At 53.6% G+C, this 22,428-nt stretch carries 24 protein-coding genes; 17 read left to right on the top strand and 7 right to left on the bottom strand.

Annotated features, from left to right (window positions below; all coding sequences use genetic code 11):
- The first annotated feature begins 21 nt into the window (after positions 1-21).
- Positions 22-342, top strand: coding sequence for a hypothetical protein (locus tag KNP72_RS00785; protein ID WP_214714680.1), 321 nt, complete (start codon positions 22-24; stop codon positions 340-342).
- A gap of 67 nt (positions 343-409) precedes the next feature.
- On the opposite strand, the gene KNP72_RS00780 is transcribed toward KNP72_RS00785, so the two are convergent.
- Positions 410-1,204, bottom strand: coding sequence for an SDR family NAD(P)-dependent oxidoreductase (locus KNP72_RS00780; protein ID WP_021067663.1), 795 nt, complete (start codon positions 1,202-1,204; stop codon positions 410-412).
- A 150-nt stretch (positions 1,205-1,354) separates the two neighbouring features.
- Between KNP72_RS00780 and KNP72_RS00775 the strand changes: the two genes are divergently transcribed.
- The 3 genes from KNP72_RS00775 to KNP72_RS00765 all read left to right on the top strand — a co-directional run bounded on the left by KNP72_RS00775 (position 1,355) and on the right by KNP72_RS00765 (position 4,984).
- Complete coding sequence (locus KNP72_RS00775; RefSeq protein WP_214831820.1) at positions 1,355-2,257, top strand: peptidase U32 family protein; 903 nt, start codon at positions 1,355-1,357, stop codon at positions 2,255-2,257.
- Between the two features lie 9 nt (positions 2,258-2,266).
- Complete coding sequence (locus KNP72_RS00770) at positions 2,267-3,520, top strand: peptidase U32 family protein (protein ID WP_214831819.1); 1,254 nt, start codon at positions 2,267-2,269, stop codon at positions 3,518-3,520.
- Positions 3,521-3,601: 81 nt separating this feature from the next.
- On the top strand, positions 3,602-4,984 hold the full coding sequence (locus tag KNP72_RS00765; protein ID WP_131471238.1) for an MATE family efflux transporter: 1,383 nt from the start codon (positions 3,602-3,604) through the stop codon (positions 4,982-4,984).
- On the opposite strand, the gene KNP72_RS00760 is transcribed toward KNP72_RS00765, so the two are convergent.
- Complete coding sequence (locus KNP72_RS00760; protein ID WP_214831817.1) at positions 4,979-5,848, bottom strand: DMT family transporter; 870 nt, start codon at positions 5,846-5,848, stop codon at positions 4,979-4,981. The two genes, KNP72_RS00765 and KNP72_RS00760, sit on opposite strands and share 6 nt — an antisense overlap.
- A 124-nt stretch (positions 5,849-5,972) precedes the next feature.
- On the opposite strand from KNP72_RS00760, the gene KNP72_RS00755 reads away from it, so the two are divergent.
- A complete protein-coding gene (locus KNP72_RS00755; RefSeq protein ID WP_214831816.1) occupies positions 5,973-8,099 on the top strand; it encodes a DNA topoisomerase III in 2,127 nt (708 codons plus the stop codon).
- A gap of 24 nt (positions 8,100-8,123) precedes the next feature.
- Here KNP72_RS00755 and ytzI read toward each other — a convergent pair whose 3' ends face one another.
- Positions 8,124-8,291, bottom strand: a complete 168-nt coding sequence (gene ytzI, locus KNP72_RS00750; RefSeq protein ID WP_021067657.1) for a YtzI protein — start codon at positions 8,289-8,291, stop codon at positions 8,124-8,126.
- A 155-nt stretch (positions 8,292-8,446) separates the two neighbouring features.
- Here ytzI and KNP72_RS00745 point away from each other — a divergent pair, with 155 nt between their 5' ends.
- Positions 8,447-9,565, top strand: a complete 1,119-nt coding sequence (locus KNP72_RS00745; protein WP_251128798.1) for a PP2C family protein-serine/threonine phosphatase — start codon at positions 8,447-8,449, stop codon at positions 9,563-9,565.
- A 37-nt stretch (positions 9,566-9,602) separates the two neighbouring features.
- Here the strand turns inward: KNP72_RS00745 and KNP72_RS00740 are convergent, their stop codons facing one another.
- Positions 9,603-10,538, bottom strand: coding sequence for a magnesium transporter CorA family protein (locus tag KNP72_RS00740; protein WP_021067655.1), 936 nt, complete (start codon positions 10,536-10,538; stop codon positions 9,603-9,605).
- A gap of 141 nt (positions 10,539-10,679) precedes the next feature.
- On the opposite strand from KNP72_RS00740, the gene KNP72_RS00735 reads away from it, so the two are divergent.
- Positions 10,680-11,057, top strand: coding sequence for an Hpt domain-containing protein (locus tag KNP72_RS00735; protein WP_214831815.1), 378 nt, complete (start codon positions 10,680-10,682; stop codon positions 11,055-11,057).
- Between the two features lie 43 nt (positions 11,058-11,100).
- Here the strand turns inward: KNP72_RS00735 and KNP72_RS00730 are convergent, their stop codons facing one another.
- On the bottom strand, positions 11,101-11,976 hold the full coding sequence (locus tag KNP72_RS00730) for a chemotaxis protein CheV (RefSeq protein WP_021067653.1): 876 nt from the start codon (positions 11,974-11,976) through the stop codon (positions 11,101-11,103).
- Between the two features lie 227 nt (positions 11,977-12,203).
- Here KNP72_RS00730 and KNP72_RS00725 point away from each other — a divergent pair, with 227 nt between their 5' ends.
- The 9 genes from KNP72_RS00725 (at position 12,204) to KNP72_RS00685 (ending at position 20,515) form a co-directional block, all read left to right on the top strand.
- Positions 12,204-13,640, top strand: a complete 1,437-nt coding sequence (locus tag KNP72_RS00725; protein ID WP_214832257.1) for an NADP-dependent glyceraldehyde-3-phosphate dehydrogenase — start codon at positions 12,204-12,206, stop codon at positions 13,638-13,640.
- A gap of 101 nt (positions 13,641-13,741) precedes the next feature.
- The gene (locus tag KNP72_RS00720) at positions 13,742-14,719 is read left to right on the top strand and encodes an MBL fold metallo-hydrolase (RefSeq protein WP_214831814.1); all 978 of its coding nucleotides are present in this window, start codon (positions 13,742-13,744) and stop codon (positions 14,717-14,719) included.
- Positions 14,716-15,462 carry an SDR family NAD(P)-dependent oxidoreductase gene (locus KNP72_RS00715; protein WP_214831813.1) on the top strand — a complete coding sequence of 249 codons (747 nt, stop codon included), beginning with the start codon at positions 14,716-14,718 and terminating at the stop codon, positions 15,460-15,462. The genes KNP72_RS00720 and KNP72_RS00715 overlap by 4 nt, the downstream gene beginning before the upstream one ends.
- Positions 15,463-15,496: 34 nt before the next feature.
- A complete protein-coding gene (locus KNP72_RS00710) occupies positions 15,497-16,666 on the top strand; it encodes an ABC transporter substrate-binding protein (RefSeq protein ID WP_214831812.1) in 1,170 nt (389 codons plus the stop codon).
- A complete protein-coding gene (locus KNP72_RS00705) occupies positions 16,653-17,426 on the top strand; it encodes an ABC transporter permease subunit (protein WP_214831811.1) in 774 nt (257 codons plus the stop codon). The genes KNP72_RS00710 and KNP72_RS00705 overlap by 14 nt, the downstream gene beginning before the upstream one ends.
- Positions 17,423-18,124: an ABC transporter permease gene (locus KNP72_RS00700; protein ID WP_214831810.1), complete on the top strand. Its 702-nt coding sequence runs from the start codon at positions 17,423-17,425 to the stop codon at positions 18,122-18,124. Before KNP72_RS00705 ends, KNP72_RS00700 begins: the two co-directional genes overlap by 4 nt.
- The gene (locus KNP72_RS00695) at positions 18,121-19,008 is read left to right on the top strand and encodes an ABC transporter ATP-binding protein (protein ID WP_214831808.1); all 888 of its coding nucleotides are present in this window, start codon (positions 18,121-18,123) and stop codon (positions 19,006-19,008) included. The genes KNP72_RS00700 and KNP72_RS00695 overlap by 4 nt, the downstream gene beginning before the upstream one ends.
- Positions 19,008-19,589, top strand: a complete 582-nt coding sequence (locus KNP72_RS00690) for a CDP-alcohol phosphatidyltransferase family protein (protein WP_214831807.1) — start codon at positions 19,008-19,010, stop codon at positions 19,587-19,589. Before KNP72_RS00695 ends, KNP72_RS00690 begins: the two co-directional genes overlap by 1 nt.
- Entirely contained in the window at positions 19,586-20,515 is a 930-nt protein-coding gene (locus KNP72_RS00685; RefSeq protein ID WP_214831806.1) for an NAD(P)/FAD-dependent oxidoreductase, read from the top strand. The genes KNP72_RS00690 and KNP72_RS00685 overlap by 4 nt, the downstream gene beginning before the upstream one ends.
- 39 nt (positions 20,516-20,554) lie before the next feature.
- Here KNP72_RS00685 and KNP72_RS00680 read toward each other — a convergent pair whose 3' ends face one another.
- On the bottom strand, positions 20,555-20,869 hold the full coding sequence (locus KNP72_RS00680; protein ID WP_029595313.1) for a thioredoxin family protein: 315 nt from the start codon (positions 20,867-20,869) through the stop codon (positions 20,555-20,557).
- A 127-nt stretch (positions 20,870-20,996) separates the two neighbouring features.
- Between KNP72_RS00680 and KNP72_RS00675 the strand changes: the two genes are divergently transcribed.
- Positions 20,997-21,536 carry a PadR family transcriptional regulator gene (locus KNP72_RS00675; RefSeq protein WP_021067642.1) on the top strand — a complete coding sequence of 180 codons (540 nt, stop codon included), beginning with the start codon at positions 20,997-20,999 and terminating at the stop codon, positions 21,534-21,536.
- A gap of 3 nt (positions 21,537-21,539) precedes the next feature.
- On the opposite strand, the gene KNP72_RS00670 is transcribed toward KNP72_RS00675, so the two are convergent.
- The gene (locus KNP72_RS00670; RefSeq protein ID WP_214831805.1) at positions 21,540-22,370 is read right to left on the bottom strand and encodes an aldo/keto reductase; all 831 of its coding nucleotides are present in this window, start codon (positions 22,368-22,370) and stop codon (positions 21,540-21,542) included.
- Positions 22,371-22,428: the final 58 nt, after the last annotated feature.

Below are 22,428 nucleotides of genomic sequence, written 5' to 3'. Positions count from 1 at the left end.
ACCGAGTGAGGTGACACGTGCATGAGCGGATACGTCAATCTGGTTGAAATCGGTTGGTTTCTTTTCATCGGACTGTTGTTTATGGGGCTCAATCTGTTTTTGATGTCACGTCGGCTACTACGGACGCGCTACGGGATGCTCAGTATCCTCGGGGCCAGCGTTTGGCCGGCACTCATGATTGTCTTGTCCGTCCAAGGTGGAAGCGTCCTCGGCGGGCTGACGGAACGGGCGCTCACACTCGAAAGCACATTGGCTTGGTCGGTCGTCGTGGCGACGACACTGATGGTGTGTATTCCGGGCATAACACTCATCCGGCGCATGATTCAGTTGGCGCGGTCATAATCAAATCACATAAAGCAGGAGGAAGTCCCCCGGGGGACCTCCTCCTTTTTTAACGTGCATACATGGGTTAAATCGTCGAGACGTCTTCCGATCCAGCATCTGATGGTTTTTGGAAGCGGCGCAAAATCTCAAGGCTGACTGCGCGCGGCATGAGTTTGGCCGCGGCGACAAGCAGTTGGTTCGACACACCCGGCACGATGACGCGTTTGTTGGTCATGACGCCTTTATAGCCGAAGAAAGCGACGAGATGAGACGGCATTTTTGACACCATCATCTCGCTGCCGGCCCGATTGAAGAATCCGGTATCGGTTGGACCTGGACAGAGGACACTCACGTGCACGCCTGTTCCTTTCACTTCGGCATGGAGCGCTTCGGTGAGCGATAACACGTAGGCCTTCGTCGCGTAGTAGACCGCCATATACGGACCAGGTTGGAAGGCGGCGACCGATGCGACGTTCAACACATAGCCATGATTCCGTTCCACCATGCCCGGCAAATAAGCTTTCGTCAATTCGGTCAAGGCGTTGACGTTCAAACGGACCTCTTCGGCCTCGGTCTCGGCATCGAGCTCGATAAACTCGCCGGCCGTTCCGAAACCGGCATTGTTGATTAAAAAGTCGACCGTCAGTCCGGCATCGGCGATTGCACTCGTCAGTCGTTTTACGGCTTGGTGTTCAGACAAATCGAGGGCGAAGACGTGTACGCTGACACGGTAACGTTTCTCCAGTACTTTTTTTAATTCGTGCAACCGAGGCTCGTTGCGAGACACGAGGATACAATCAAATCCATCCCGGGCCGCTAACACGGCAAGATCGAGTCCGATTCCTGTCGAGGCTCCAGTAATTAAGGCTGTTTTTGTCAAAATCGTCCACTCCTTCGATATAAAAAGTCATACATTGTTACTGATTTCTTCACGAGTTGTTAAATTCCTGCTCGGCTGCGACGTCAAAACGTATGCTAGAGTATAGCAAGAATATGTGATTAGACTCACAAAGTGAGGAGAAGAAACCAGATGATGATACAGCTAGTGACTACAGCACAGGGCGTCGAGCAAGCAAAAGCGCTGATTATGGCGGGCTCTGACCGCATCTATATCGGAGAAGCAACATACGGGTTACGCCATAAGGGAGACTGGTCGTTGGAAGCTGTGCGAGAAGTCACAGCGATTGCCCACCGTTATGGCAAAGAAGTGACCGTCGCCGTCAATAATTTGATGCACAATCATCAGATTGAGACGCTGCCTGACTATTTATCGGCTTTAAAAACAATCGGGGTTGACAGTGTGACGGCCGGTGACCCGGGCGCCATCCGCTTAATCCGTAATGCAAATATCCCCTATTGGTATGATGCTCAAACGCTCGTCACGTCGGCCCGACACATTCAATTTTGGGGCAAACGCGATGCGATTGGGGCAATCGCGGCCCGTGAAGTGACGTTGACTGAACTCGGACTGATTCAACAGCAAATCGGATTGCCGGTCGAAGTCCAAGTATACGGACCGACGTGTATCCATCATTCGAAACGTCCGCTCTTGACGAACTACTTCAATGAGATTGGCCGATCGAACACGTTGGCAGAAGCACGCGAATATTATGTGAGCGAACCATCGGATGCGGACAGCCGCTATCCAGTGTATGAAGATGAAAACGGGACGCATGTGTTCTCTGAAGATTTGACGCTTATGGGACAACTGCCCACCTTAATAAGAGGCGGCCTTCACACATGGAAGCTCGAGGGTTGGCACGCGGGTGATGCATTCGTCGATATCGTCCGGTTGTTTGATAAGGCCCGCTCAGATTTGTTGAACGGTAGATTCGATCGTCTCGTCATGGAACGGCGTCTCGCCGAACTGCAGCCGGAACAATTCCGGCTCGGGACGGGACTATTGTTACGAAATCCAGAAGAGATCAAGTGAGGGATTAAGATGAGAAAACGTCCAGAATTATTAGCACCGGCCGGCAACTTAGAAAAATTGAAGATGGCGATTTTGTATGGGGCCGATGCGGTCTTTATCGGGGGACAACAGTTCGGACTCCGCTCTCGGGCCGGCAATTTTGGGTATGACGAGATGGCCGAAGGCGTCGCGTTCGCCCATACGCGCGGGGCAAAAGTGTATGTCGCCGCGAATATGGTGACCCATGAAGGCGATATCGATGGCGCGGGCGAGTTCTTTTGCAAGCTTCGCGATATCGGCATTGATGCCGTCATCGTGTCCGACCCGGCCATGATTGAGGTATGCCTCACGGATGCGCCGGGACTTCCGGTCCATTTGTCGACGCAGTCGTCAGCGACGAACTATGAGACGCTCCGCTTTTGGCAAGAGGAAGGATTGGAGCGAATCGTTCTCGCCCGGGAAGTATCGATGGAAGAAATCAAAGAGATGAAACGGCAAGTCGATGTCGAAATCGAGACGTTCGTCCATGGGGCGATGTGCATCTCGTACTCGGGACGTTGCACCTTATCGAACCATATGGCGCTCCGCGATGCGAACCGGGGTGGCTGTGCCCAGTCGTGCCGTTGGAAGTACGGATTCTTTGAGGCGGACGAACTGTTGACTGACGAGATGGCAGCACGCGACGAGGAACCGTTCTCGATGAGCTCGGTCGACTTGGCGATGGTACGTCACATTCCGGACTTGGTCGACGCTGGTGTCGACAGCTTGAAAATTGAAGGACGGATGAAATCGATTCACTATGTGGCGACCGTTTGTAACGTCTATCGTCAAGTCATCGACGCGTACTGTGACGACCCTGAGGGCTTCGAGTTTAATCCGGCGTGGGAAGAAGAAATCTGGAAAGCGGCACAACGAGAACTCGCGACCGGATTCTATTACGGCGTCCCGACCGAGAACGAGCAACTGTTCGGTAAGCCGCGCGCCATCCCGCAATATACATTCGCGGCACGCGTCATCTCGTATGAACCGACGACAAAAATAGCGACACTCGAGCAACGGAACCATTTTCGACGCGGGGAAGAAGTCGAGTTCTTCGGTCCCGGCTTCGTCCGTTTCTCGCAGCGTATCGATGAGCTGTACGATGAGTCGGGAGAAAGCCTCGAGACGGCGAACCAGGCGATGATGACGGTACGTGTCAAGGTCGAGCAACCGGTCGCGACCGATTTCATCATGCGCAAGCGAAAAGCCGGCGTCGTGAACACACCTGTGCCGAGCCCGGTCTGACACATCCGGCAAGACAACATAGTCGACCGTTCCATCCAATCTTGCTAACCTGTTAACATAGACGACAAAGGGGATGGAAGCATGAATCAGAATACGGAGCAGCTCCGGACCGATCCAATCGGACGTCTGCTGTTCAAACTGTCGCTACCGGCAATGATCGGGATGCTAGTGACGGCACTGTACAACATCATTGATACAATCTTCGTCGCCCGTGGCATCGGGTCGACTGCCGTGGCTGCCATCGGGATCGCCTTTCCGATTCAAATGATTCTTATGGCCGTCTCGAGCGCTGTCGGGTTGGGCGGGGCATCCATCAGTTCAAGGAAACTCGGCAAAGGCGACGATGCCGGTGCCGCCGTCACGTTTTTGAACGTGCTCGTCCTCGTCGGTGTGTTCGCCGCTTTTGCGGTCAGTTCCGCCTTTTTCATGTTGGATGACATCTTGAAAGTGTTCGGAGCGACGTCGGCCATCATGGAACTGAGCCGACAATACTTATCGGTCGTGCTCATCAGCTCTCCGTTCTTCATGTTCACACTCGCGGCGAGCGCGATGGTACGGGCTGAAGGACAGGCGCCTTATCAGATGAAAGTGATGCTCACGACTGTTGTCGTCAACTTGGTGACGACGCCGCTATTCATCTTCACGTTCGGCTGGGGCATTTACGGGGCGGCTTGGTCGACGGCGCTCGCTCAAGTCGTCGGGTCTGTGCTCATGCTCCGTTTCTTCTTCTCAAAAAATCGCCGCACCGATCTCGATTTCCAATGGCGGAAGTTTCGATTACGGTTCGGCGAATTGAAGGAGATTATGGCGATCGGCTCATCTTCGTTCATCATGATGGTGTCCCAGTCGATTTTATTCGTCGGGGTCAACGTCATGCTCGGAACATACGGCGGGACCGAGGAACTTGCCATCTTTGCGATCATCAATAAATTCATGGCGCTCGTCGGGATGCCGATTATGGGTATCGTCCAAGGCATGCAGCCGATTGTCGGTTACAATTTCGGCGCCAAACAATTCGACCGGATGAGGGAAACGATTTGGACGGCAATGCGGGCTGGAATTGCCATTGCCGTCATCATCTGGTTGACGCTCCAGTTGATTCCGGAACAACTGATGCGCATGTTCACGACCGACGCCAACTTGATTGCCGGCGGCGTGACGGCGATTCATGTGTTGTTCGCCGTCTCGTTCCTCCCGAGCGTCCAAATGCTCGTCAACGGCATCTACCAATCGCTCGGGAAGGCCCGGGTCGCGATGTTCTTGTCGCTGTCGCGGCAGACGCTCTATACGATTCCCCTCGTCTTCATCCTGCCGAACTTCTTCGGCGTATTCGGTGTCTGGCTCGCGTTCCCAATCGCTGATGCGATGACCTTCCTGACCGCGGTCGGGATGGCTGTTTGGGATCGCAAGCTCTTATTCCGCCCGTCAGAAGACGAAATCGAAGCGAAAGCAACCAATTTATGAAGCGACGTCCGTTCTTGTGGAACGGGCGTCTTCTTTTAGGAACAAGTAAATTCCGCCGAGCAGGACGGCCGCACCGACCCATTGCATCATGCCGAGACGCTCGTCGAAGAAGACGAACCCGAACAGCATGCCCCACAGCGCCTCGCCAAGGATGGTGATGCTGACAACGGTCGCACTGACACGGGCGAGCGCATAGTTGAACAAGTTATGTCCTAAAATCGTCGGGAAGAAGGCGAGGGCGAGGAAATACCACCAGTTGACCGATTCGAACGCGGTGAACGTCGTCCCCCGGACGAGAAGCATGAAACAGAGGACGACCGCTGCGACGAGATAGACGCTGAACGAGTATGTATTCGTGTTCATCTCGGTCCGGACGTGTTGGCCGACGAGCCAATAGCCGGCGATGAGCAGAGCGGCGATTAAAGCGAGCAAGTCCCCGAACAGCGCTTCACGTCCGAGTTGAATGTCGCCTGCCGCGACAAGCATACCTCCGAAGACAGCGATGAGCGCGAAGGCTAACCCTTTCCGGGTCGGATTCTTTTTAAAAATCAATGCGTTCCCGATTAAGACAAAAATCGGGCTCGAAGTGACGAACAGCGTCGAGCTGGCGACGGTTGTATAATCGAGCGATAAAAACCAGAGCCAAAAATGGAACGCGAGCAACGTCCCGCTGAGGAGCAAGGCATATCGTGTCATGAGTCGTGTCCCGAGGAGCGATTTGAAATCGACGAAGGGCAACAACATCAGGCACGTGATCAGCATACGGTAAAACGCGGCCGTCTCGGCCGGTGCGGACGTCCATTTGACGAACAAGACGCTCGTCGATAAGAAGAAGACGGCGGCGAATAAGATAAGATAAGACAAGAGACATCCCCCTTTATGTTGTACATACTCTTCTAATGATATTATAGAATAGATAAGAAAATACATTCTTTCTCGAAAGTGTCGTTCCGACGAGATTTCGGATGACTGTGAAAGTAGGGATCCTATGAGATTAATTATTGCGGAGAAACCGTCGCAGGCCCAAAAACTGGCTGCGCCGTATCCATCAAAAAAGAAAAAAGACGAGATTGAGATCGCTTCATGTGCCCGGTTCCCAGAGGGCGCCATCGTCGTCTGGGCGGTCGGTCACTTATGTGAGCTGCAAGAACCGTCCCATTATAAGCCGGAATGGAAGTCTTGGAAATATGAGTCGCTCCCAATCGTGCCGGACCGATTTGACTATCGCATCTCGAAAGGCAAGTCGAAACCGTTCCAGACGATTAAGAAATGGCTGCACGACCGGTCCATCACCGACGTCATCATCGCATCCGATGCCGAGCGGGAAGGAGAAGCCATCGTCCGTCTCATTTTACGGCTCGCCGGCAATCAAAAACCTTTGTCGCGCCTATGGATCTCGAGTTTGACCGAGCAGGCGGTCGACCGTGGTTTTGCCGCACTGCTACCAGGCGACCAGACGATCCCGTACTATCACGAAGCAATGAGTCGCGCCTGTGCCGACTGGCTCGTCGGCATGAACGCATCAAGAGCGTATACAACGCTGTTGAAGACGATCGGCATCGAGGACGTGTTTTCGCTAGGCCGTGTCCAGACTCCGACGCTCGCTTTGATTGTCAATCGCGAACGTGAGATTAAACAGTTCGTCCCAGTGCCGTATTTTGAGGTCGAGGCGACGCTTCAAAAAGGACGCGGCACGTTCAAAGCGAAATACACGCTCGGTAAGACGACGAAACTAAAGACTCGCGAACAAGCCGACGCGGTCGTCAACCGGGCGACCGGGACGGCGATTGTCCGTTCGATTGACAAAGAGGACAAGACGGAATACCCGCCGTTTTGGTTCAGTTTATCGGGTTTGCAGGCCGAAGCCGGCAAGCGGTTCGGCTTCGGGGCGAAGAAGACGCTCGACATCGCTCAAAAGCTATATACGAAAGGATGGATCAGTTATCCGCGGACTGACTCAAGTTTCGTCACACCGGACGAGGCAACGTTGTTCCCACAGACGAAAGCAAGGCTATTGAAGTCGGCGGCCTATGCCGAGTTGAAAGACGTGTTGACCGAGAACCCGTCCCGGAACAGCCGCTACGTCAACGCGAAAAAGGTCAGTGATCACTATGCGATCATCCCGACCGAGGCGTGTGGCGATGTGGCCCGACTTAGCGGGGATGAGGCAAAACTATACGATTTGATTAACCGTCGCTTTCTTGCGGCGTTCGCCCCTCCGGCCAAGCTTGAGAAAACGACGGTCGACCTCATGGACGGCGACGACCTGTACCGGGCAAAAGGGACGGTCGTCGTCAGTGCCGGCTATCGTCAAGTCGTCGAGATGAAGTCCAAAGACGTCGAACTCCCGGCGCTCACACTCGGGGAGCCGTTGACGGAAAAGAAAGTCGAAGTATTATCGAAACAAACGGAGCCACCGAAACGGTATACAGAAGGCGCGCTCATCATGGCGATGAAGGTGGCCGGTAAGCAGCTCGATGATGAAGAACTGATTCATATCATGAAAGAAGTCGAGGGGCTTGGAACCGAGGCGACACGAGCCAATATTATCGACGGATTGAAGAAGCGGGGCTATGTCGACCTACAAAAGAAAGAGCTCGTCCCGACCGATAAAGGGCGCTTGTTGATTGACGTGCTCGGTGACAGTATCCTTGCTTCACCGGCCATGACGGCCAAATGGGAGAAACGTCTCAACGAAATCGGGCAGGCATCGGCTTCGGCCGCCGAATTTATCGACCAGGCGAAAAAGATGTCGATTCATCTCGTCGAAGAGGCGAAAGCGCGAGTCGAGACGGCGAACCCGGAAGGCTATACGATTGAAGCACGACGTTTCGGGAAGAAGTCGGCGGCGCGGCCGAAAGCATCGTTCGGCGTCTGCCCGAGCTGTGGCAAGGGACTCGTCGAGCATGCGAAATTCATCGGTTGTAGCGGCTTTCGCGAAGGTTGCAAGTTTACGATGTCGAAACAAGTACTCGGCGTCGGAATTGCCAAAGATGAACTGAAACAGATGATTAACGGCGGGCAATCGAACGTGCACACGTTCAAAAAAGGGGACAAGACGTTCGATGCCGCGCTCTATCTTGAAAAAGGGGCACTTCGATTCGAATTTAAATAAAAATAGAGCCATCCGCCGATGGCTCTATTTTTTCTGCTGTTCTTCTTCAGTGATGCGGCGATTGATTTCATCGTAATCGAGCACGATGTCGTCCTTGTTGTCTTTATAGGCATATCCTTTTTGAATGACAACGATTGACGCGATTAAGACGAGCAAAATAATCAAACCGCTCACAGCGAATATCCATCCCATGCGGCATTCCTCGCTTTCGTACTTCCAGTATGCCAAAAACAAACGAGATTCTCCATCTTTGAACCACTTCGAACTGTCACAGCATTGAAATACCTAATGAAGCGATTAGATATGATACAATAATATGCAGAAGAACACTGACAGAGAAAGTAGGGATGACTATGGCGATTTTGATTGTGGACGACGAACCGGTCAATACGATGGTTCTCGAACAATTATTGCATCAACATGATTATGAGACGATTTCGGTCTCGAGTGGTGAAGATGCGCTCGCGCTCCTGATGGACCCGCAAGCCCCGTCGCTATACGACCTTGTCCTGCTTGATGTCGAGATGCCAGGAATCTCTGGAATCGAGACGTGCAAACGGATTCGACAGATGAGCGGCTATGAGGAACTTCCCGTGATTATGGTCTCGGGTCGCACCGAGGAAAAGCAAATCGCAGAAGGTCTCGACGCTGAAGCGTCCGACTATACGACGAAACCGATTAAAATCACGGAACTGCTCGCGCGCATCCGCTCCGCACTCCGTTACAAAGCGGCCGTCGATGAACGCAAAAAATATGAGGCGCGGCTCCAATACGACCTCGATCTCGCGCAAAAGATTCAACAGAGCGCGTTGACCCCGCCCATCAGCAACGATGAGATTGACGTCCGGGCTCTATACTTGCCGTCTAAAAAACTGGCCGGGGACATGTATGCCTGGTTCCAGGTCGCACCGGATCGGTATGGGGTCATCATCTTCGACGTGATGGGGCATGGTGTCTCGTCTGCGTTGATTACGATGGGGATTAGGTCGATTTTGCCCGGTCTCGTCAGCAACGTCCAATACCCAGTCGATGTGATGAGTGAGTTGAACCGCCAGATGACGTTCTTGTTCTCGGGAGAGGACATGCAAAGCTATTTCACGGCCGTTTATTGTTATATCGACACGACGAAGCGTCAAATCGAGTACGTCAATGCTGGTCATCCGCCGGTCATCGTGACGTCGGACTCGGGTGTGACTCGTCTCGAGACGACCGGTGTCCCGGTCGGCATGTTCGAGGAGCCGAATTTTGAGTCGAAGGTAGTCGACATCGAACCGGGGATGACGATGCACATGTATACAGACGGATTGATGGAATGTTACAGCAAAGACATCGACGACGGCATCCGCTGGCTCGAGAAGGACGTCGCGTCATACGGGCTTGACTACGCGCGTCACGTCGCCGAACAACTCGTCCCTAAAATCGAGATCGACGATGACTTGTGTCTCGTCACAGTCAAATTGATGTAAAAAGATGGTGTCGCCGCAACGGACGACACCATCTTTTTTAGAAATATCGCTTGCGCCACAAAATGTAAAAGGCGAGGCTTGAGAAACCGATCATCATCGTAATGGCGAACACGAAGCCAATCGGTTGTCCTTCCCACGGCACTTGGACGTTCATCCCGAATATTCCAGAGATCATCGTCGGAATACTAAGTACGATCGTAATCGAGGCCAAGAACTTCATGACGAAGTTGACATTGTTCGAGATGATCGAACCGAAGGCGTCCATCTTGATGCTGATGATATCGTTATAAATCGACGCCATCTCCATCGCCTGACGGTGCTCGACGAACACGTCTTCGAGCAACTCCTCGTCTTCTTCGTGCTTCTCGAGACTCGGTGTCTTGACGATGCGGTCGAGGACGCTGTCGTTCGCTTTGAGCGACGTCATGAAGTAGACGAGCGACTTCTGTAAGTTCATCAATTGAAAGATTTCCTGATTTCGCATCGAACGTTGCAACTCTTGCTCGAGCTCGTCCATGCGCCGATCGATTTGGCGAAGAAAGCGCAAGTATGTCATGCTTACTCGGTGCAAAATCTGAAAGACGAACCGGCTCCGGTAGTTCGTCCGGAACAAACGGGCTTTTCCGTTGGCGAACAAATTGAGCACGTCTAGATCACGCGAACAGACGGTGATGAAGTGTCGTCCCGTGACGATAATCCCAAGTGGAATCGTATTATAGGCGCGTCCTGTGTCGTCTTCTTCGACGTATGGGACGTCAATGATCATGAGGAGGCCCTCATCATCTTTTTCAAATCGTGGTTTTTCTTCAATATCAAGCGGGTCGTAGACGAAATCTTCAGGAATGCCGGAGGCGGCGATGACTTGATCGGCCTCATCTTTCGTCGGATTGACGAGTTGAATCCAGCTCCCTTTGTCAAAGTCTTCGATTTCGTCGACACGCCCAGATGCGTCGGTACGGTAAATCGTTAGCATAATGTTCCTCCTACCTTAGCTCAACCTAATTATAGGTACGCGAATGGGAGAGTGCAATCGGAAAAGGAGGAGTTTTTTTGTTTTTTCTCGAAAACATGCTACAGTGGGTAGGAATGTTAGTAGGATTGAAGCAAAGGAGGGATGGAGTTGTCACAAACGCCCCATAATGCTCTGTTTAACGAAGAAAAGTTGGCGGAGCTCCATCAAATCGCTAGCGGAAATAAAGATTTCTTAAAAAAGATTGCCGAGACATATATCCGCCAATTCGAGGCGAGATTCCCGGAATTGAGACGCATGGTGATGGAACGAAACCATGAACAAATCGAACAGCTCGCCCACTTGTTGAAAGGGGCCTCCTATTCTGTCGGCCTCGACGAGACGGCCGCCCGGTTCCATCAGCTCGAAGTGGCTGGAGAGACGAACGAAACCTCGAACCTCGAACCGATTCTCGACGACATCGAAGCCGATATGCGCCGCTTCGACCAAGAATGGGAAGCGCGCTTGAATGCATTATCATAAATAAAACGGGATTTCGCCGCAAGGCGAAGTCCCGTTTTTCGGATTAGGCTAAAAATTCGTCGAGTGTGGCAATCAACATGCCAATCTCTGGCTTCGTGATTTGGGCGTTCGCCCCGACCGCGTCGCCTTTATGTTTCAAGTCGTCCGAGATGAGCGAAGAGAAGATGATGATCGGCAGGTCGGCGAAACGATCCATCTCACGGAGTCGTTTCGTCAAATGCAAGCCGTCCATTTGTGGCATCTCGATATCGGTGATCAGCAAGTCACAATGGACGTCGCTCTGTTCGAACGCATCGAGCGCTTCCTTCCCGTTATTAAAGATCGTCGTGTTGAAATAGCCGGCGTCATCGAGCGTATCGATGATGAGCGTCCGCAACATCTCCGAATCTTCCGCAATCCAGACGTGTTTGTTCGAGCGCTCCCGGGCACCGAGTCGTTTGACCGATTCACGGGCCATGATGTCTTTACGGGACAGTTCGAGGGCGATGCGCTCGTAGTCAAGAAGGATAATCATCTGGTCGCCTGTTTTGACGACCCCGTTCGTGATTCCTTGCATGCCGCGCGCGAGATCAGACGGCGTGTCAATCTGTTCCCAAGAGATACGTTTAATCTCTGTCACTTGATCGACGCGGAGCACCGATTTCTCTCCGTTAAACTCACAGACGATCAAGCGATCGTTGTCTCCGACGTCACGCGGATGTCCGATGACCATCGGTAAATCGATGACCGTCATGACCTCACCGCGGAGCTCAATCAACCCCATGATTGCTTCCGGAGTGCCCGGGAGCGGAGTGAGGGGAAGCATCGTGATGATCTCACGTACCTTCATGACGTTAATCCCGAAAATGAACGGGCCTGACTGGAAAATGACAATCTCTAATTCGTTCGTGCCTGCCTCAAGTAAAATATTATGATCCATGCTCACTGGTGGTCCCTCCTAGTTCACGTACTCTCATCTCTTCTATCGGTCGATTTGATGAACATCTTCAGTTGAAAGTGGCAAAGTCGAGGCGGAATTGACAAAAAATTGACGAGTAACCGTTTACATTACATAAACTGAATCTTTATAGTTGTTCAACCGATTTGATTTTGCATACAATGGGGGTGGCAACGAGATATCAAAGCTTACTCAGGAGGCAGATAGAGATTATGAGTATGAACACGTATCCATATTTAATTAATGGACAATGGCAGGAATCGACAACGAACGAAACAATCGAACTCGTTTCACCTTATACAGATGAAGTCGTCGGGCACGTCCAGGCGATGTCTCGCGACGAAGTCGACGAGGCGATTCACGGCGCGAAAAGCGCACAACAGGAATGGGCGGCGCTTCCGGTCAACAAGCGTGCCGAACTGTTGTACGCTTGGGCGGACAAACTCGAAGAACGCGTTGATGAGATCGGTCAAATCATCATGCGCGAAGTCGGGAAGAACTTGAGCGACGCGAAGAAAGAAGTCGTCCGGACGGCGGAAATCATCCGCTATACGGCCGAAGAAGGTCTTCGCTTCACGGGCGGGTTCATGCAAGGGGACTCATTCCCTGGCGGTTCGAAAAACAAGATGGCGATCATCAAGAAAGAAGCGCTCGGTGTCGTCCTCGCGATTTCACCGTTCAACTACCCGGTCAACTTGGCAGCAGCCAAAATCGCACCGGCTCTTATCACTGGTAACGCGGTCGTGTTTAAACCAGCGACACAAGGCGCCATCAGCGGTGTGAAAATGGTCGAGGCGCTTCAAGACGCAGGTCTTCCGAGCGGTCTATTGAACCTCGTCACAGGACGCGGGTCGGTCATCGGTGACTACTTGACGTCACACCCTGGCATCGACATGATCACGTTCACAGGTGGTACCGGGACAGGTCAACACTTGTCACAACAAGCATCGATGGTACCTGTCGTGCTCGAACTCGGCGGGAAAGATCCGGCCCTCGTCCTTGAAGATGCGGACCTAACCCTGGCGGCTGATCAAATCGTCAGCGGGGCGTTCTCATATTCAGGACAACGCTGTACGGCGATCAAGCGCGTTTTCGTGCTCGAGCACCAAGCAGACGAACTCGTCGGAATGTTGAAAGATCGTGTCGAGAAGCTCACGGTCGGATCACCGGTCGATAACAGCTTCATCGTTCCACTCATCGACAAGAAGTCTGCAGATTACGTCCAAGGCTTGATTGACGATGCCGTCAACAAGCAAGCGACGGTCGTCCACGGAAACGAGCGCGACGGCAACCTCTTGCACCCGACGCTCCTTGACCACGTCACACGTGAAATGCGTGTCGCTTGGGAAGAGCCGTTCGGACCAGTTTTGCCGGTCATCCGCGTTAACTCACTCGACGAGATGATTGAACTCACGAACGAGTCTGAGTTCGGTCTTCAAGCGAGCGTGTTCACGCAAAATGTGAACAGCGCCTTCACGGTCGCCGACAAGCTCGAAGTCGGTACAGTCCAAGTGAACGGTCGCACAGAACGCGGCCCTGACCACTTCCCGTTCATCGGCGTGAAGCAATCAGGCCTCGGGGTCCAAGGGATTGGACGCAGCCTCGAGACGATGACACGCGATAAAGTTACCGTCATCAACTTATAAGTGATTGGAGAGGAGAAATCCTCTCCTTTTTTTGTGTGATTGAAATCCATTCTTATCGACAGGTATAATGAGTGAAGATAGGTGGAAGGGGTTGTGGGGACGTGGCGAACTGGATTTCAAGCCAACTGGCAAGACTCGATATACCGACGCCATTCGAGGTCGGCAACGTAAACGTTTATGTCGTCGAACACATGAACCGTTTCTTTATGGTCGATTGCGGACCGGACACGGAAGAGGCGTGGACCTCTTTGACGACACAACTGGCCGAGCTTGAGTTGACGCTCGCGGATATTGATTTTTTATTTTTGACGCACCATCATGCCGACCATGCGGGTCAGGCGTGGCGTCTGCGTGACGCCTCGATTCCCGTCTACGGACATGAGAAGCTCGTTCGCTATTTAGAACAGACACCGAACTTCATCAAACGAGGCAACCAATTTTTGCATGATTTGGCGCACTGGTTCGGGACCCCGGAGACGATTGTGAACAAATTGCCCGATTATCGGGAGGCGTTGCGCTGGATCGGCCCGACGACTGTGACGATGACATTCGAGGACGGGCAGGACGTGACGAGTGACGGGGCATGGAAGACAATCCATCTGCCCGGGCATGCGAGTGACCAGCTCGGACTGCTCGGCCCAGGTGGCGTGTTGATCGCGGGCGACCATTTGATCGATGCGGTCGAACCGAACCCGCTCATCGAACAGCCGTACGAAGAGGAAGGGTTCGCTTCGCCGGTCGTCCTGTATCTTGATTCGCTGCGGAAACTGCAGTCGGTCGACTTGAAGCTCGTCGTGAGCGGACATGGGGAACCGATTCACAAACCGCGTCCATTGATTGAGGCCCGCATCAGTCAGCGCTATGAGCGAAGTGAACTGCTCCTGAACGACTGGGTGGACGGCTTGAGCGTGTTCGATTGGTCGATGCGCCTGTATGGACGCAAGATGCGGCGGGCAATGCCGCTCGTCTTCAGTGAGGTGTTCGCCCGGTTGACGTTACTCGAGGAACGTGGGCGCGTCGTCAAACAGTTGACGGATGGAAAATGGATTTATGTGAGAGTGGAGGACATCTTAGAATGAGACATATTGTCATCACGGGTGCGTCGAGCGGCTTTGGGGCCGCGCTGGCGCATTCTTTTTATGAGTCGGGTGCCAAGTTGACGTTGATTGCACGGAACGAGGAGCGGTTGCGCGAACTCGGACAGAAGTTATCGGCCGATTGGATGGTGGCCGACGTCTGTACCGACTATGACACGCTCGTGGCGCAAGTCGAACGTACATATGGAGCAATCGACGTCTGGGTGAACAATGCCGGAATCGGCGAGTTCGACCGGGTCGTCGATCAAACGACCGACGTCATCGAGGAGACGATGCGCTTGAACGCGACCGCACCGATGTTGCTGGCGCGTGATTGTGCGCGAACGATGCGCCGTGGCAGTACGATTATCAACGTCTGCTCGCAAGCGGCAAAAGTCCCGACTCCGAAATCGGCCGTCTATGCCGGATCGAAAGCGGCGCTGCTCCAGTTCTCGAACGCGCTTCGGTTGGAACTGAAGCCGGCTGGGATTCATGTACTGACCGTCAACCCGGGACCTATTGCGACACCGTTCTTTCTCCGGGCCGACAAGAGTGGACGTTACGAAGCGAGTGTGAAATCGATTATGCTCGATCCCAATCGCCTTGCGAAACGCGTCGTCGCGGCATGTGAGGCGTCGAAACGTGAAGTGAACACCCCGTGGTGGATGGAACTTGGCGCGAAACTGTACGCAATGTGCCCGGTCATGTTCGAACGGCTCGCAAAACGGGGATTTGACAAAAAGTAAATGCGTCAACATAGAGAAAAAAGGGGGAGACACGATGCGCCGATTGAAACAGTTTGGCTTGATGCTGTCACTCATCTTCCTCGCTGCCTGCGGGACGACGCGCGCCGAAATCGCACCGACGTTCGATCAGGCGGCTGAAGAAGCGAAACAGTCGACGGTCAATTTTTATATGTGGGGAGGCGATGACGGCATCAATCGCTATATCGATGAGTATGTCGCGCCCCGCCTGAAAGAGACGTATGACGTGGAGTTGAACCGTGTCCCGATGGACACGGCCGAGTTTGTGCGCCAATTGTCGCTCGACAAGCGTGCGAATCGAGAAGAAGGGACGATTGACCTCATGTGGATCAATGGAGACAATTTCCGTAATGCTGCAGAGGCGGAATTGTTGCAGGGTGACCTGCTCGACAAAATCCCGAACGCCAAGCTATTGAATGAGGAAGCGCAAGCGACCGATGCGGGAACTCCGACGAACGGGCTCGAAGTCGCTTGGGGGAACGTGCAGTTCGTCATGCACTATGATGCGGACAAAGTCAAAAATCCGCCGACGACGTTCGACGAATTACATCGTTGGACCGAAGAAAATCCTGGCCGTTTCACGTATCCTGAAGTGACAGACTTCACAGGAAACGCGTTCGTCCGCCATCTGCTCTACGCCGAGTATGGGACTTTGGCCGGTAACGATGAGATTCCAGACGAGTTCTGGGAGAAGCTTGCGACGTGGTCGCCGGCCCTATGGAAACAAGGGACTACGTATCCGAAATCGCTGGCCCAGCTCGACCAGTTGTACGCCGCGGGTGACGTCTGGATGACGATGGGCTTCAATGAACGACGCGCTGAGGCTGAGCGTGAAAATGGCGTGTTTCCTAGTGGGACACGTGCACTCGTGCTCGAACATTCAATCGCCTCGACGCATTTTCTCGCCGTTCCATTTAACGCCAAAAATCCAAACGGTGCGCTCGTGGTCATCAATGAGTTATTGTCGCCCGAAGCCCAGCTCGCCAAACAAGACTCGACGTACTGGGGAGACGGGACGTCGCTCGATTTGACCAAACTCGATACGGCAGACCGTGACGCATTCTTAAAGCTCGATGAAGGTGTCACTTATCCTGACCCGGTAAGTCTCGCCGAACGCTCGATTCCTGACTATGGGCCGGCCGTGATCGATGCGATTCGTGAGGAGTGGGACCGTGTCGCGAAGTAGTCTATGGCTTAGTCTGTTCGTTCTGGCATTACCGTTCACCGGTGTTGCCTTTCTGATTTACGAGACCGTAGGATTCGACTGGTCTGAGTTAAACGATGCGGCGTGGCGTGCCAGTCTCGCCGTGACGCTGTATGTGACAGTCGTTTCGACGGTCCTCTCACTTGTCATCGGGACGTGGCTCGCCCGTTCGGTGTATCGACATCGGTCGACGTGGCTCGCGTCACTTCTCAGGTGGCCGATGTTCATACCGCACGTCGCAGCCGCGTATTTATTTTATCTATTGTTCTCAGGGGCCTTCCCATTCTATGGATTGATTGAGGCGAATGAACGCCACCATCTCGTCGTCATCTTGACGTATGTTTGGAAAGAAGTGCCGTTCGTGTTTTTGATGGTGATTGGGACGTATGCCCAATTGAATCGGGGTTATTTGGATATGGCGAAAACACTTCAACTCACGCCGTTTAAACAATTTAAAGTGGCGGAATGGCCATTCCTCGTTAAACCGCTCCTCGATTCGTTTTGGGTGCTCGTCGCTTTTATCTCGTTTGCCTATGAAGTGCCGGCCTTGTTAGGGGTCACCTTCCCTGAACTGCTCGGGGTACTCGCCTACGAACGATTGACGACCGGATTATTTTTAAATGCGTACGAGTCGTATGCGGTCGCCCTCATCTGGACGCTGTTCATCTTCATTGGTGTCATCGGCTCCTACTCGGTGACGGCTAAACGACGACGACGTATCGAACGGGGGGTGAGACGATGAGTCAGATTCTCACCGCTGGCTTGATCCTGTTCCCATTCATCGGGCTGTTTTTGGCGTTCCCGGCCGCGTTCAGTTGGGATGAGGCGTTCGGAAACACGGTCATTTATGTCATCACCCTCGGCTTCGTCAACGTATGGCTCGGTATCGGTACGGCTTGGTGGCTCATGTTCACCGAGTCGAGATGGAAAACTTTAGTCGAATGGTTCACGTTCCTTCCACTGTTCATTCCGGTCATGGTTAGCATGTTCGGCATGTATATCGCTTTGGCGCAACTCGGCCTTGTCGGCACACACATTGGAGTTGGCCTCGTCCTGCTCGTCACGACGTTGCCGTATTCCATCCGGCTGGCATATAACGCCATGTATGTGATTGGCCGAACGCTTCTTGAACAGACGTTGATGCTCGCCCCATGGACCCGGTTCGGTCTCGTGCTATTCCCGCTCTTGAAAGAGACGATTCGAACAATCGTCTTGTTCTCGACGGTTATCGTCTTGAGTCAATTCGTGCTCGTTCAATTGATCGGGGCGGGTCTCGTCCCGACGGTCACAACGCGTCTTTATCAGTCCTATGCAGGCAATGACGTCTCGCTTGCGTTACAGAATACATGGGTGCTCATCCTCGTGCCGGTCCTCCTCTATCTTGGGCTCGGCGGACTGTTCGGCATCTGGATTAGATTGGTGAAAGGACGGTTGCAATGAGCTTAGTATTATCAGGCGTTTATAAACGCTTTAAAGACCGCGACGTGTTACGCGGCATTGATTTAGATATTCCGAACGGTGAGATTCATGCTCTCGTCGGCGTGAGCGGGTCCGGAAAGTCGACGTTGCTCCGCATCATCGCAGGATTAGAGACACACGACTCCGGGACAGTGGCGTGGGAGGAGACGCCGCTTGACGGAGTGCCGCCTCACTTGCGCCGGATCACGATGTTGTCGCAATCCCCGCTCTTGTTCCCACATTTGACGGTTGGGGAGAACGTGACACTTGCCACACCGAACCAATCGCGTCAAGAAGCAGAGACGTGGCTCGCCCGCGTTCGGCTGCCTGGTCGCTATGACGCTGAGATTCACGAGCTTTCCGGCGGAGAACAACAACGCGTGAGCTTTTCCCGGGCACTCGCGGCTTCACCGCGGCTTATTCTGCTCGATGAGCCGTTTACGAACCTTGATCCCGATCTCAAATACGAGTTGCAACGCTTGATTCGCGACCTCGTTCGTGAACTTGGATTGACAGCGCTCCTCGTGACGCATGACCGGGAAGAAGCGATGCTCGTCGCTGACCGAGTGACACTGCTCGAAGCGGGGCGCGTCCGCGCGAGCGGCACCCCACAAACTTTATCCGAGACGGAATCGACGTTCGGCGACTTTATCGAACTGGGTGGCAGTCTGTATCCCTCGCTTCAGATCGAGGTGACGGATTCCCCGACTGACGAGACGGTCGTGCTGATCCGGTCGTTCACGCGTTTCGGGCATCGTCTTGGCGAATATCGCCGCGGGCAGGGGGACTACGTCATCTTGCCACGGGATGAATCGTTCCGGGACGGTGAGACGTATTATTTACGTAAGAGACAAGGAGGAATATGATGTTAGACACATACGGTAGCCGGTTCGTTCGTCCTGTCATCGAACGTGGGGCCGATCGGCTCTTGAAATGGAAGTTTACCCCGAATGAGGTGACCGTCCTCGGGGGTATCATCGGTGTTTCGGTCGGCCTCTTCATTTATAACGACATGCTGTGGACGGCCGTCTTGCTATTATGGGTGTCCGGTCTGTTCGACGTCCTCGATGGGACGATGGCGCGTCGCTCGCAGAAAACGGGCTTCGGGACGGTGCTCGACCTCGTGTTCGATCGCATCGTCGAGATTGCCGTCGTCATCGCGCTCGCCTTACGCCATCCGGAGCATATGCCGGTCTTTCTGCTGTTGCTCGGATCGTTCGTCGTGGCGATGACGTTGTTCCTCGCAGTCGGGGCGAGCAGCTCCCGCCGGTCGGAGAAGTCGTTCTATTACCAACCTGGTATTTTAGAACGGACGGAATGCTTCATCTTGTTCACGCTCATGATTTTATTCCCGACATGGATTGGCGTCATCGCGACGATGTTCCTCGTCCTTGAAGTGTCGACCATTTTACAGCGGTTGTTCGAAGCGCGGCGAATTTTACGATGAAGCCTCGTCTCGTCCTCGTCGGGCTCGGTCACGGACAGCTCGAGATTCTCGCTCGGCTCGACGAGATCCAAGAACGGTATGACGTCAAGTATATCGGGGGACGCGAAACGATATACACGGGCGCGTTCCCGCAAGTGATTGCCGGGGAGATGGAATCGGCGACGACACGGTTGCGCCCTGACGTCACGCCGGTCGCCAATCGCCTCATCGGGCTCAATCCGGTTGCCCGGATTGTCGAGACCGAACACAGGCAAGTTGGATATGATCTCCTCGTGCTCGCGACCGGTGCGAAAAGTCGTGGACTCGGGACGGGACTAAAACCGATGACGTCATATGTCTTGGACGACATTGTCAACAGTGAGGCCGTCACCATCGTCGGCGGTGGCAAGGCCGGGGTCGAGCTCGCCTTCGCATGCATCCGACAAAAGCGACGCGTGACATTGTATGCGCGTCGCCTGTTGCCTGAACTCCCACGGCGCGTCGCTCAGCGTATGGCACGTCGTCTCGTCCGGAGCGGCGTGACGATCATCCTGGCCCCGTTCCAATCCGGACAAGGGGACGGACTCGTCTTGGATGCGACCGGTGTCGTCGCTGACGACTGGTGGTCAGCGGCCGGACTGGCGGAAGAAGCGGCGTTCATCGAGACCGAAGACGATTTGCGGCATCCGGTCTATCGCGATATCTTTATTACTGGCGATATGGCGGCCCGATTGAACGGCGGCGTCGATGCCGTCCGCTCAGGGCGACACGTCGCACGTCTGTTGCTCGGCACAAAGCGTCCGTTCAAATCACGGACATCGCTCAATATCTTACTGACGACTCCGGGACAAGCACTCTTGACGTACGGGAAGTTGACGTGGCACGGGCGGTTACCGTTTTGGTTGAAACGGACAATCGACCGACGCTACGTCGAACGATTTACATGAAGGAACGAAAAAAGACGACCATGACGGTCGTCTTTTTGTTTAGTCGTTCAACGTATCGAGGAACGAACGGATTTGCATCTCTGTCTTGGCGTTCGCCGAGTGGAGATGCTCTTGTTTAACGCCTTCTTTATAGAAGAGAAGCGAGGGGATGCCCCGTACTTCTTGCGCGTCCGACAGTTCCGGCAATTCGTCGCGGTCGACGACGTACCAGTTGAACTGTGGGTAGTCTTTGACGAGCTCGTCGACGTACATGTCGAGTCGACGGCAGTCCGGGCACCATGACGTCGTGAAGACGACCATGCCTTTATCTTGAATGGCTTCTTGGAATTGCTGATCGGATTGAATCGGTTTCATAAAAATCTCTCCCTTCACGTATATTGTCTGTGTAATCGCAATGGGCGTCAACCGATTGGCATTCTCGGTCGCGCCGTAATATGTGATACACTAATAAAAATAGAACCGCAAGGGATAGGTGATGGTTATGGCGTTACGTCATGCACTACTCGGGTTATTGACCCATCAACCCGCTACCGGCTATGCCTTGAACGCGACGTTCAAAGCGCAAATGATTCATTTTTGGCACGCCCATCATACACAGATTTACCGTGAACTGTTAAAAATGGAAGACGAAGCACTCGTCTCCTCTGAGCATGTGGCCCAACATGATTTACCGGACAAAAAGATTTACTCGATCACCGACACGGGACGTCAAGAGTTGATTGACTGGTTGCGGCAACCGACCTCGTACCAACCGAAAATGAAAGACGAGAACTTGCTTCGGGTCAGCCTGTTGCAGTTGCTCCCGCTCGACGAGGCGATTCGCTACGTCGAAGAGACGAAAGCGCATCACGAGCAAGTCGCCCATCAAATCCGGGCGTTTCAAGCGGCCCATCAGTCCGAGGCCGATACGCTCGGCTATTTACTGACGAGCGAGTATGCGATTCGGATGATGGAAAACTACGCCGGTTGGGCCGATTGGGCCATCGAACAAATGAAACAACGTGACACCGATGCGACCTGACGTTCAGGTCGCATGTTTTGTGTAGGGGTGAATAGGCAGCCGTGCCAACAGCTCATCAAGTTTGTCCGAATCGACGTCGGCTTGATTGGCGGCAATCAAGTCGTTCAATTGATCGACCGAAGAGGCACCCGGCAGGACGACGGCACACGTTCGTTTCGCGGCGGCAAGGGCGTAAGCTTGAATCGGCGTTGGGATCGTCGGCAACACGTCGCGTAACTCTGATGCAGTCCATGCTTCGAAGCCTTTGTCCGTCAAGCGCTCGGACCACTCAGTGGTCAATAGTCCTTTGGCGAGCGGTCCGCGACCGACAATCGGGATGTCGAGGTCGAGCGATTCGATGCGACGATCGAGCAACGAATATGGTGTCATCAAGACGTCGAGTTCACCGTGCTCGAGCCAATAGCGAATGACGTTCGGACGAATCGAGGACAGTCCGATGTGTCGGATGACCCCGGCTTGTTTTTGCCGGCGCATGAATGTGATCGTCTCATCGAGATCGTCCTCGATCGTGCCGCCATGGACGTAATATAAATCCAAATAGTCAGTCTGGAGACGTTCGAGCGAATCGGCCAGCGCCTGCTCCAAATACGTGGCGCTCGGATCCCAGCGCATCCCATCTTCCGTTCGCACGTTCCCGCCCTTGCTCGTTAAGAACAGCTCGTCCCGGCGTCCGGCGAACGTCGAACCGACTAGACGTTCCACCTCGAAGTGATCGTAGACGTCGGCCGTATCGAAATGCCGAACCCCAGCGTCGTAGGCGGCCTCTAGAATCCGACGACCCTCTGCTTCCCCGTGTTTTAAAATCGACATGGTACCTAATCCTAACTCTGCCATTGATAATTCCTCCTTGTTCCGTCTGACGATATGAATCATAATCACAGTATATAGGAAA

Origin of the sequence: Exiguobacterium sp. s152 (assembly GCF_018618335.1) — a bacterium.
Taxonomy (GTDB): domain Bacteria; phylum Bacillota; class Bacilli; order Exiguobacteriales; family Exiguobacteriaceae; genus Exiguobacterium; species Exiguobacterium chiriqhucha.
This window is presented reverse-complemented; position numbering and strand designations above follow the sequence as displayed.